Genomic DNA, 11,624 nt, shown 5'->3' on the forward strand with positions numbered 1-11,624 from the left:
CACCCAACCGTCTTTTACTCCCTAATTATGTTATTCTATATTTTATTTTGTGTTTATGTTTTAAAGTCGTTTTATCTTCCTATCTGCCGAAGTGTCGCGGCGAGGGTGGCGGCCTTCGCCGTCGGACGCAGCCTCAGATACTGGGCCTCGTCCAGCACCGCCTGCAGCAGCAGGGGGTTCCCGCCCGTGCGCGCCGCCACGGTCTGTACGAACACCGCGTCCGGCGCGTCGCCGAGGGTCTTCTCCACGAGCAGGCGCACGCTGTCGAGGCCGAGCGTCGACAGTTCCAGGGTCTGGTCCGCTGCCTCGTGCCCGGACCGCGGGTCCTCGACGCCGTTCGGCTCCGCGGCGCACTCCCCGGGGGCGAGCAGATCGCGCACGTGCGGCCGTCTGACGCGTACATCGCCGGGGAGAACGGAGAAGACGAAGAGGACCCGTCGTCGCGTGCGTTGTGCCACCGAGAGGGAGAGGGCCTGTAAGGACCCGGTGTCCGCCCAGTGCAGGTCGTCCACCATGAGCACCGTGGGCCGGGCTTCGGAAATGGAGTTCAGCAGGGCCGCCAGCCAGCACGGCGCCTGCTGCGGGCTGAGCTCGGACCACCGGGGGGCCGCCGAGAGCGCGCCGTCCGCGGGGGCCGCGCCCGATGCGTTCTCGCGCGGGAGAATGTGAGACTGCCGGAGTCGGCGGGCCATCTCGTCGGGAACGGCGATCCCCCGCAACGAGTCCATCAACTGCCCCACCACGCCGAGTCGGAACCGCTCCTCGGCGGCGGACGCCTGGGCTCTGAGCAGCACGAAGCCCTGGTCTCGGCTGATGGCGGCGACGGATTCCAGGAACGTCGACCGGCCCACCCCGAGCGGGCCCCGTACGACGAGCAGCGAGCCCTGTCCGCCCTCCGTGCGGCACAGGGCCGCGGTGGCCTGCGCAAGGGCGGACTCACGTTCTAACAACACCGTGCTGGTACTCCCTTGGGCGCGCACATGCCGCCTTGATCGGCGGAACTGGGTGGTCGCTGTGCGTCCGGGACCGGCGGATCGGTGGCGACCCCCCGGGTGGACGTGTCTCGGTCTGCGCGCGGGACGCGCTGTGCCCGGCCGAGTGCTATCGGTGGCCCGGACCGGGGGAATCCGTCGGCCCAGGAGGGCGGTGCGCGGCAAAGGCGGCAATGCGAGCCGAAGAGGCAGTGTGCGGAGAATCCATGGAGTCACCCATACAGAAGATGTGCCGAACGTTCACTCATGACCCTTGCGCCTTTGAGCTTCAGCAGATCACAGCGAGGGGTACGCCAGCAAGGGGGCGCAGATGGCAAACGGGAGTGTCGCCCGGTAATGGAGTGCGCAAAGCCCCGCCGGGCAAGGACGGGTGGCATCGCGAGCCGTTCTTTATGGCCGTCCCGGCACGGCGTGCCAGGTGGGAGACGCGCAGGGCCGGTGCGTGATTGCGTCCGCGAACATCGGACGGTCGGCTGTGCGGGCGTGCGTGCAATTGCAGGAAATGCCTGTGCCGCCCGACTCCCTCGCCTTGTGGGGGCGTCGGAAAGGGGGCTTTCAGCACCCCATTCCGAGGCGGTCTCCTGAGCGAACGTCAAATCGGTTCGTTGCGTCATGCGGAACAAAAGCCGGGGACGGTCGACGGAGACTCGGATCCCGCCGGAAGCGGTTCGGTGAGCGGAGTGTCACTTTCCGTGACGGGCGCCACGGAAGCCGTGAGGCGCCAGCGAGTCCCGCAGCTCTCGCCGCCCCGTCAGGCCCAACTTGCGATAGACCGAGGTCAGGTGGACCTCCACCGTTCGACGCGTGACGAACAGCGTCTCGGCGATGTACGCGTTCGACTTTCCGTCGGCCGCGAGGCGGGCGACCTGCGACTCGCTCTGCGTGAGCGCGCCCGGCCCTCGGGACACGGGACGACGCGGTCGTGCGCCCGTGGCGAGCAACGCCCGGTGCGCGACCGTGTGGAGGGGCCGGGAACCGATGCCGTACGCCTCCTCCCAGCCCTGCCGCAGCACCTCGCGGGCGGCCTTCTTGTACCCGAGCCGCTGGAGCGCCTGGCCCCGGGCGACCCGGACCCGGGCGAGCCACAGGGCCGCCCGGGTTCCCATGAGGACCTCCTCGGCCTCCTCGAGGAGAGCAGGCCGCAGATCCGCGCACACCGTCGCCGCCCACAGTTCGAGTCCCGAGCCCAGAGCGCACGGCAGACCCGCGGACCGGGCGTCGTAGACGGCCCTCTCCGCCAGTGCCACGGCCGAGACGCGGTCGCCCAAGGCGAGATGAGTGCGTCCTGCCCAGTACCACCAGGACGAGACAGCCGGACTGGTGCGCTGCCAACCCGCCTGCCGGCGCGCGCACTCCTCGAAGTGGGCCAGGGCCCGCCTGGGGTCCTCCTTGGCCAGATACAGCCGGCCGCGGGCGCACACCACCTCGTTCCACTGCCAGGAGTCGTCCTGGACGGAGCCGGGTATCTCCGCCTCCAGCAGGGCGGCCTGAGCCAGATCGCCCTGGTCGAGCAGCGTGTGAAGGCGCACGGCGAGCGCCAGGGCCTCGAACGGGGTGGCCTCTGCGACCGTCGCGCTCGCGAGGGCCGCGGCGCTGGCGCTCGATGCCTGCTCGAGGGCCCCGAGTCGCTGGTGCGCCTCCGCGCTGAGGGCGAGCAGGTTCCGATGGCTCGGGCCGAGCAGGGCGTCGGCCCCTATGACCAGCCGCTGGTAGACCGCTTCGGCCTCGTGCGGAAGGTCCGCGTACAACAGCCCCGACGCGGCGGCGCCGACGTAGGCCGGGGCGTCGGTGGTCGCCGTGCTGCGGCGGACGACGGTGCGGGCGGCCGCGACGGCTTCGGTGACGCGGTCCATGCGGGACACCGAGATGACGGCCCGAGTGGCGAGCAGGGCGCGTTGCTCGGGAGTGTCGCCGGGCAGGGACAGGTCGAACGAGACGGTCTCGAGCAGTTCGGCGAAGGCGGCCCGGTTGGCGCTTGCCGCGATGAGGAGGTGCGCCTCCATCAGCTGCGGATCGGCCGAACCCGAAGCGGTCAGTGCCGCTTCGGAACGATATCGGGTCAGAAGGCCTGCCGCGCGCGTCACCTGGCCCTGACGGGTGAGCGCCTCGGCGAGTGCGCCGAGGGCCTCGAGTCGCAGTCTCGGCTCGGTCGCCCTGTCCAGCGCGGACGTGAGGTGACGGATGCTGGCCTCGGCGTCGACCTTCATCTCCGCCACGCCGAGTTCGAAGAGCAGGCACGGGTCGGCCGTTTCCTCGGCGCCCGCGGGCCTGCACGCGCGCAGCAGCTCCACCGCTCGGACCGGTGAGGCGTGCAGAACGGCCTCACGGGCGGCGTCGCGCAGGACGGCGGTGGCCCAGGGCTGATGTGCGGTGGACGGCGCGTGGCACAGGTGCTCGGCCACGTCCGAGGAGCTCGCCCCCTCGTCGTGCAGCAACCGCGCCGCTCGGCCGTGCAGGGCGTCGCGCTCGTCGGCGGACATGTCGCCCAGGACGGCGTTGCGCAGCAGGGCGTGGGAGAAGGACCAGCTTCCGTCGCTGTTCGACGTGACGAGGCCGTTGGAGACGAGGGCGAGCAGGGAGCGGCCGAAGACGGGACTGTCCAGCAGCGCGAGACGGGCGCCGTTCTCCGGTGTGACCCGGTCCCCGAGCACGGCCAGGGCCCTGGCGGCCTGGACGGTGACCGCGGGGTGCCGGTGCAGCAGACCGGCCGCGCGCAGGCGGAACGCGTGGATGTCCTGTCCGGGCGCGGAGGCGACATGGTCCGCGGTGAGCGGCAGCCGCTCCTCGCGCAGCGCCGTCAGGAGCCGCGTCGCCAGCAGGGGGTTGCCGTTGGTGGCCGCGAGACACGACTCCTGGAAGGCTGCGTCGGTCTCCGAGCCGAGCAGCCGCAGCGCCAGCAGGCCGATTCCCTCACTCGTCAGCGGGCGTGGCCGCATCAGCCGGCACTGGGGCAGGGCTGCCACGTCGTGGAGAGCCGGCTCGTCGGCGGCGCCGCGGCGGGCGAGTGCCAGCAGCACCGGCAGACCCGCCAGACGGCGCGCGGTGTGCGCGAGGAAGCGCAGCGACGCGGCGTCGGCCTCCTCCGCGTCGTCCACGACGATCACCAGCGGGCTCTTCGTCGCAGCTGACCGGACCACCTCGTGCAGTTGGGCGAGCGCGCCGAAGGACGGGTTCGCGCCGTCGACGTCGTACCAGGCGAGCCCCCGCGACCGCGCGTTCGCGCCGGAGGCGTCGGAGGCGTCGAACGGAGGCGTCCACGCGGTCAGGGGCGTCCGGCCCACGCCCGCGTCGAGACCGGCCAGCAGGGCGTGGGCAGTGCCCAGGGGCAGCCGCTCGCCCTCCTGCCCGGCTGCGGTGTGGACCACACGCAGATCCTCGGCCCGTGCCCGGGCGATCAGAGCGCGCAGCAGGGTCGTCTTGCCGATGCCGTCCGGGCCTTCGAGCATGACCAGAGCGGGGTCGCCGGCCGCGGTGCGCCGCGTGAGCTCGCCGAGGAGGGCGAGTTCGCCCTCACGCTCCACCGGCTCCTGACTCGGCGCGGCCGGCTGCCGTTCGCAGGGAACGCTCGCGTGCACAGCGGTCATCCACCCAGTACCTCTCTCCCGGAGCGCCGGTGGCGACCGGGATCTGTGCCCACGCCCCATATGGCCGGCAGTGAAGACCGGCACTGACACGTGGAACCCCTCCCGATGAGCCATCTTGGCTCACACCAGGCCGGTGGAAAGCCTGGATCACTCTTTTCCCCTAGCTGCGCCTTCATCCCGTCCTTCCCGTCTGCGCCCGTTTCGGGCTTCGGCCGGGCCGGGTGCCATGACGGCGCGCGGCCGGCCGGCGTCACGATCCGACGGACGTCCCGCTGCGGCTGTGCAGCCGCTCCCGCCACGGAGCGGTGTGCGCCGCGGCGGCCTCGGCCTCGGGCAGGCACAGGTACACGTCCCGACCGCCGTCCTCCTCGGGCGTGGGCGCGATGTGCACCGTCGGAACCGGCAGGTCGGGAAACTCGTACCAGAAGGGGCGTCCGGCGCCGAGGTCGATCCGGTACAGCGGGAACTGCGACCAGTTGTTCACCGACAGGGACGCCGTCGACACGTCGGGGGCCCGCACCGACATCACGTGCCGGGACACGCCCTTGCGCCGGTAGGAGCCGAGGAACGCTATCTCGTCGCGGATCTTGTCCTCGGTGTTGCTCTCCAGGCAGAGCCGCACGTCCCTCGCCACGGCTCCCAGCGGTGACTCGCGCAGCCGGGCGGCGCCGAGCGAAGTCCAGCTGTTGCTGACGCAGTTGCCCCAGTACGAGGACGGCAGTGCCTCGCCCAGCCGGCTCTGTGCGCCGACGATCAGCCCGAGCCACTCCACGGCGTCGGCCGGACGGCCCCGCAGCTCGCTCAGCACCTGCCAAAGGTGCGCGGTGAGCGCGTCGTTCGTCGACACCCACGCGTCCGGTCCGGTCAGGGTCCGCTGCGCCTCGGCCTTGAGCGCGGCCAGTTCCGCCGCGTCGAACCGGGTCGTGACGGTCGCGAGCTTGTGGACGCCGACCCGCAGCGTGGTCGTCAGATGCCGGACCCGGCCCACACCCACGAACGCCCGCGCCGCCAGGGTGGCGGAGTCCGTGGACGGCCGGCCGAGCGCGTCCAGCACCGCGCGGTCGTGACAGGGCTCCTCCCACGGGAGCCCGAGGTGCTCGCGTGACCAGCTCTCCAGGAACGCGAGCGTGCTGCCGCCGTCCGCGAGGCTGTGGTTGACGAGCACGCCGAGAACGGAGCCGCCGCCCTCCATCCGGGTCAGCCGTATCTTCAGCAACGGCGTGTCCCGGCCCACCACGCCGAAGGCGCTCACCTCGCGCAGCAGCTTCCCGATGACCGGCTCGGCGCGCAGACCGTGACCGTACTCGCGCATCGGGTCGGGACAGAACGCCTCGGTGAACCGCACGCCCGCGTCGTTGCAGAGCACGCTCAGTCCGCCGTCCGCGTCCCGCTCCAGACGCCCCGCCAGCAGGGGGTAGCGGCGCAGCGTGCGCGCCAGCGAGTCGCGCAGCGCCGCGCCGTCGAGGGTGTCGCGGTAGAAGAACGTCAGCGGTGTGTACCACGGACCGGTCAGCAGGTCGTAGCCGGTCAGCCGGATCCGTGCGCCGTCGGCCGCACCGGCCCGCACGGTGTGCACCCGCTCCACCCGACTGTCGACGGCGGTGCGGAACACGGGCAGGTCCTTCCCCGCCGCGCGGTGCGCGGTCTTCCTCCGTGGCACGGCCGTCAGCTCCAGGACACGAGCAGTCGGTCCACGCCGTAGTGCACGGCCCGATCGCGCAGCGGCACCTCCGCGGCCGGCGCCGCGAGCCGCAGCGAGGGGAACCGCTCGAACAGGGCGCGCAGACCGATGCGCAGACTGGCCCGCGCCAGGTGCTGACCCAGGCACTGGTGAGCGCCGAAGCCCAGCGCGAGGTGTTTGCGGGGGACACGGGTGACGTCGAGCCGATCGGGGTCGGTGAAGACCTCGGGGTCGCGGTTGGCGGCGGGCAGCGACAGGACCACCGTCTGACCCGCCTTGATCAGGGTGTCGCCGATCTCCACGTCCTCCAGCGCGCACCGGCTGGAGCCCATCTGGGAGATCGTCAGGTACCGCAGCAGCTCGTCCACCGCACCGGTCTCGTACAGCTCCGGGCGTTCCCGCAGCAGGGCCAGCTGGTCCGGGTTCTCCAGCAGGGCGAAGACGCTGAGGGACAGCATGTTCGGCGTGGTGTCGAGCGAGCCGCCCAGGGTGAGGACGGCGAGGTTGACCAGTTCGTCCTCGGTCAGCTCGCCGGTCGCCGCCAGCCGGCCGAAGAAGTCCTCGCCGCGCTCCGCCGTGCGCTCACGCACCATCGGCCGGATGAGCCCGTCCATCGACTCCACGTGGTGGATGAACTCCTCCAGCGTGTACGTGAGAGTCATCAGCGCCGAGAAGTGCTCCTGGATGCCGTCCATCAGTTCCGCCGAGACGTCCATCAACGAGCACACCGAGCGCAGGCTGACCTTCTCCGCGAAGCCGGTGACCAGGTCGACGGGGGAGCCCTCGGCGGCCATCTCCGCCAGCGCCCCGTCCACGATGCGCGTCAGCTGCGGCTCGTACTGCTGGATGCGCCGCAGCGTGAAGTGACCCGCCAGCAGCCGCCGGTACTTGGTGTGCTCGGGTGCGTCCGTCTTCGCGAACGAGCCGGGCGGAGAGGGCTGCGGCGCGTACTCGGTCATCGGGAACGGCGGCGCGACCACGTGCGCCAGCAGTTCGTTGCGGTGACTGAAGCGGTCGTCGGCGAGGATCTGCCGGACCAGGTCGTGCCGGGTCACCAGCCAGCCCGAGGCGTCCTTCGGCGCCACCTCGAAGGTGACCGGGCTGACCGGCTGCTCGGCGCGCAGCCGCGCGTACTCGGCGGGCGGGTCGAACGGGCAACCGCCCCGTTCCGAAGGGATCACGGGCGGGTCGGGCCTGGTCTTCATGGGGTCGCTCCGTCGTGAGAGAGGCCGGGACTGGGGACTTGGGGGGAGGGACGTGGGCCGCCGCTCACGCGCGGAGCACCCGCAGGGGCAGGTGCCGGGCGCCGAAGACGTTGGTTCCGTGCCAGCTGAGCCGCACCGAAGGATCGACGCCGATGCGGGCGTATCTGTCCAGCAGGGCGTCGAGGGCGATCCGCCCCTCGAGGCGGGCCAGCGGCGCCCCGATGCAGTAGTGGATGCCGTGTCCGAACGCGGCCTGCCGGGCGTTGGAGCGGTCCGGGCGGAAGGCGTCCGCGTCCTCGAAGACCTCTTCGTCGCGGTTGGCGGACAGCAGCCAGAGGTGGACGAGGGTGTCGGGTCCGATCTCCGTCCCGGCGACGGTGGCCGCGGTCGTGGTGACCCGCTCGATCCGGGTGAACGGCGGGCGCAGCCGCAGCGTCTCCTCGATCACCGCCGGTATCAGCGAACGGTCCGCGCGCACCCGTTCCAGCAGCTCCGGATCGCGGTCCAGGCACAGCAACGCGTTGCCGACGAGGACCGACGTCGTGATGTGCCCGGCGAGGAGCAGCAGCGTCGCGAAACTCGCGATGTCCTCGTCCTCCAGCCGCTCGCCCTCGAGCTCGGCCCCGACCAGGGTGCTCAGCAGGTCGCCGCTCGGCTCCTTGCACCGGGCCTCGATGAAGCCCTGGAGATAGGCGGAGATGGCGACCGCGGTCTCCTCCATCCGGCGCACGCTCTCGGGGTCGTCCGGATCGGTGGACAGCAGTTGGTCCGCCCAGCCCTGGAACCTGTCGCGGTCCTCGGTCGGGACGCCCAGCATGCGCGCGATGACCGTCACCGGCAGCGGGTTGGCCAGGACGTCCACGAGATCGAAGGCGTCCGCGGGAGCCGCGTCCAGCAGTTGCCCGGTCAGCTCGGTGATCCACGGCTCCAGGCCGGTGATCAGGCCCGGAGTGAACGCCCGGCTGACCAGACGGCGCATCTTGCCGTGCAGCGGCGGGTCCAGGAGCAGCAGCGTGCCCCGCGGGGCCTGCTTCTCACCGCCCGACAGCCGGCCCACCGTGTCCGAGGAGAACGTCGTCGTGTCGGCGAGGATCCGCTGCACGTCCGCGTGGCGGAACACGTGCACATGGCCGCTGCCGTCCCGCCACACCGGCTGCTCCTGGCGCATCCGCGCCGCCCAGGCGAGCAACGCGACGCCGCCGTCGGGCTCGACGGTGGGCGGGCGTTCGAGCCGGAACCCGACCCCGGGTGTCGAGTCGAGCACGTCCGAGGTGCCTTGCTGCGCCACCCGGATTCCCCTTTCGCAGAAGTCGTACGACGGTCGCGCGGGCCTCGTACGCTCGTCGGCGCTGCTGCCCGATCGCCCGGTCACTCCAGCACGGCGGTGGCGTGCCGGGCCAGAGCGCGCGGCGCAGTCTAGGGATTCACCGCGTACCCGCCGTCACCGCCGCGTGCCTCCTGGCTCCCGCGTCCTCCGCCGCGGCCGAATCTCTGGAGGAAACCCCAGACAGCGGTCCGTGCCCGGTCGATCCCTCGCACCGCACCGCAAGATGGGCTCGCCCAGGCAACCCATCGGATCGGCGAGCGCGCAGGAGGCCCGCATGGACATCGCGATCGATCACGGCAGGTGCATCGGCGCCGGCCAGTGCGCGTTCATCGCACCCGAGGTCTTCGACCAGGGCGACGACGGATCGGCCCTGCTGCTGGTCGACCGACCCGCAGCCGCACAGGTCTCCGCCGTGCGGGAGGCGGCCGAGTCCTGCCCGATGAGCGCCATCTCCGTGGCGGAGGACCGGGAGCGGACGGCCTGAGCGCCGCCCCGGGCCCACCCGCACGGAACCGATGAGGAGAGGAACCCATGCGCGTCCTGTTCGCCGGCCTGCCGGAGAAGTCGCACGTCTTCACGATGGTGCCGCTGGCCTGGGCCCTGACGGCCGCTGGGCACGAGGTGCTGATGGCCAACGCGCCGTCGCTGAACGAGACGGTGACGGGCACCGGACTGGTGGCGGCGCCGATCGGCGCCGACCACCGTCTCCACCACGACATGGCCATGGCCCGTGAGTCGCAGGACGCGGACGTGGCGAACTGGAGCCGCCTCGGATACGGCGACGTCGACCACGCGAGCCTGGTCGAGCGGTACGCCGTCAGCGTCCCGTACGGGTTCGCCCGCTACAACGACCCGATCCTCGACGACCTCGTCGCACTCGCGCGGGACTGGCGGCCCGATCTCGTGGTGCACGACCCGATCGCCTACGCGGGCGGTATCGCCGCGCGAGCCTGCGGCGCCGCGCACGCGCGCCTGCTGTGGTCCGCCGACGTCTACGGCCAGGCCCGCGCCACGTTCGTCGAGCTGGCCCGGGACGTGTCCGAGGACCAGCGCGTCGACCCGCTGGCCGACTGGATCGACGAACGCGGAAGCGCCTACGGGGTGCGGTGCGACGAGGAGCTGCTCAACGGGCAGTTCACCCTCGACACCCTGCCGCCGAGCCTGCGCCCGCCGAGCGACCTGCACCAGGTCTCGATGCGGTACGTGCCCCACAACGGCCCCGCGGTGAAGTGGGAATGGCTGCGCGAGGAGCCCAAACGGCCCCGCGTCTGCGTCACTCTGGGCCGCACCAACACCGAGGCCTACGGCGGGGACTACGTCGACGTCGCGAACCTGCTGCGCGCCCTGTCGCGGCTGGACGCCGAGATCGTCGCGGCCCTCGTGCCCGAACAGGCCGAGCAACTGGACGACCTGCCCGCCAACGTCCTGGCCGTCAGCGAAGTGGCGCTCAGCACGCTGCTGCCGACGTGCTCCGCGGTGATCCACCACGGCGGCTGGGGCTCGTTCTCCACCGCTCTCGTCAACGCGGTGCCGCAGCTCGCGATGTCCACCCTCGTCGCCGACCAGGAACTGCGCGGACGGTCCCTGGAGGACGCCGGCGCCGGATTCTTCCTGCACCACACCGACGCCGACCCCGACCGGGTCACGGACCTCGCCCGGCGTCTCCTGGAGGACCCCTCGCACGCGGTCGCCGCACGCCGACTGCGCGACGAGTCCGCCGCCATGCCCACCCCGCACGCCATCGTCCCGGAACTCGAACGTCTCGCCGCGGCCCGCTGAAAACGTCCGCGCGACCGCACGCACACCCACGAGGAAGGAGGACGGCGCCCGCTCGGCACTCCCGGTGACGCGCCGCACCCAGATGAGTCAGACGCGCATCCTGGTGACCGGCGGTGCCGGCTTCATCGGCTCCCACTACGTCCGGACCCTGCTCGGCCCCCTCGGCCCCGAGGACGTCACCGTCACCGTCCTCGACGCCTTCACCTACGCGGCCAACCTGGCCAACCTCGACCCGGTGGCGGACTCCGACCGCTACCGGCTCGTCGTCGGCGACATCTGCGACGCCGGCCTGGCAGACCGGCTGATGGCCGAGCACGACCAGGTGGTGCACTTCGCCGCCGAGTCCCACGTGGACCGCTCCCTGGCCAGCGCCACCGAGTTCGTGCGCTCCAACGTCCTGGGCACCCAGACCCTGCTGGACGCCGCCCTGCGCAACGGCGTCGGCCGGTTCGTGCACATCTCCACCGACGAGGTCTACGGCTCCATCGCTGCGGGCTCCTGCTCCGAGGAGCAGCCGCTGCACCCCAACTCGCCGTACGCCGCCTCCAAGGCGTCCAGTGACCTGATCGCCCTCGCCTACCACCGTTCCCACGGCCTGGACGTACGGGTGACCCGCTGCTCGAACAACTACGGACACCACCAGTTCCCCGAGAAGATCATCCCCCTGTTCGTCACCCGCCTGCTCGCGGGGGAGAAGGTCCCGCTCTACGGCGACGGCCTGAACGTGCGCGACTGGCTGCACGTCGACGACCACATCCGCGCCGTCGAGCTGGTCCGCACCCGAGGGCGTGCCGGCGAGGTCTACAACATCGGCGGCGGCACCGAACTCGACAACCGCGGTCTGACCGGACTCCTCCTGGAAGCCTGCGGCGCGGACTGGGACAGCGTGGAGTACGTCACCGACCGCAAGGGTCACGACCGCCGCTACTCCGTGGACTGGCGCAAGGCCCATGAAGAGCTCGGCTACAAGCCGCAGACGGACTTCGCCGAGGGCCTCGCTCAGACCGTCGCCTGGTACCGGGACAACCCCGGGGTCTGGGGCCGGGCCGTCCGCCC

At 71.7% G+C, this 11,624-nt stretch carries 8 protein-coding genes; 3 read left to right on the plus strand and 5 right to left on the minus strand.

The features are described 5' to 3' along the window. Positions 1-71 precede the first annotated feature (71 nt). From ABT300_RS35845 to ABT300_RS35865, 5 genes are all read right to left on the minus strand, one after another. Complete coding sequence (locus ABT300_RS35845; RefSeq protein ID WP_351684981.1) at positions 72-953, minus strand: AAA family ATPase; 882 nt, start codon at positions 951-953, stop codon at positions 72-74. A gap of 722 nt (positions 954-1,675) precedes the next feature. Then, positions 1,676-4,576, minus strand: coding sequence for an AAA family ATPase (locus ABT300_RS35850; protein WP_351684983.1), 2,901 nt, complete (start codon positions 4,574-4,576; stop codon positions 1,676-1,678). A 250-nt stretch (positions 4,577-4,826) separates the two neighbouring features. Next, positions 4,827-6,188, minus strand: coding sequence for an acyltransferase (locus tag ABT300_RS35855; RefSeq protein ID WP_351684985.1), 1,362 nt, complete (start codon positions 6,186-6,188; stop codon positions 4,827-4,829). Positions 6,189-6,241: 53 nt separating this feature from the next. Further along, positions 6,242-7,462, minus strand: coding sequence for a cytochrome P450 (locus ABT300_RS35860; protein WP_351684987.1), 1,221 nt, complete (start codon positions 7,460-7,462; stop codon positions 6,242-6,244). Positions 7,463-7,526: 64 nt separating this feature from the next. After that, positions 7,527-8,750 carry a cytochrome P450 gene (locus ABT300_RS35865; RefSeq protein ID WP_351684989.1) on the minus strand — a complete coding sequence of 408 codons (1,224 nt, stop codon included), beginning with the start codon at positions 8,748-8,750 and terminating at the stop codon, positions 7,527-7,529. Positions 8,751-9,063: 313 nt separating this feature from the next. Here ABT300_RS35865 and ABT300_RS35870 point away from each other — a divergent pair, with 313 nt between their 5' ends. From ABT300_RS35870 to rfbB, 3 genes are all read left to right on the plus strand, one after another. After that, positions 9,064-9,273: a ferredoxin gene (locus ABT300_RS35870; protein ID WP_351684992.1), complete on the plus strand. Its 210-nt coding sequence runs from the start codon at positions 9,064-9,066 to the stop codon at positions 9,271-9,273. 47 nt (positions 9,274-9,320) lie between these two features. Further along, positions 9,321-10,568, plus strand: a complete 1,248-nt coding sequence (locus tag ABT300_RS35875; RefSeq protein ID WP_351684995.1) for an activator-dependent family glycosyltransferase — start codon at positions 9,321-9,323, stop codon at positions 10,566-10,568. A gap of 82 nt (positions 10,569-10,650) precedes the next feature. Continuing rightward, positions 10,651-11,624 (plus strand): dTDP-glucose 4,6-dehydratase (gene rfbB / locus ABT300_RS35880; protein WP_351684997.1); only part of this gene is annotated, 974 nt, incomplete at its 3' end.

The organism is Streptomyces sp. NPDC001027, assembly GCF_040299045.1.
Lineage (GTDB): Bacteria > Actinomycetota > Actinomycetes > Streptomycetales > Streptomycetaceae > Streptomyces.

Excerpts from the sequence above, each read along its gene's own strand:
- ABT300_RS35860 (WP_351684987.1), bottom strand. The coding sequence starts at position 7,462 with ATGAAGACCAGGCCCGACCCGCCCGTGATCCCTTCGGAACGGGGCGGT.
- ABT300_RS35875 (WP_351684995.1), top strand. The coding sequence starts at position 9,321 with ATGCGCGTCCTGTTCGCCGGCCTGCCGGAGAAGTCGCACGTCTTCACG.
- ABT300_RS35870 (WP_351684992.1), top strand. The coding sequence starts at position 9,064 with ATGGACATCGCGATCGATCACGGCAGGTGCATCGGCGCCGGCCAGTGC.
- ABT300_RS35850 (WP_351684983.1), bottom strand. The coding sequence starts at position 4,576 with ATGACCGCTGTGCACGCGAGCGTTCCCTGCGAACGGCAGCCGGCCGCG.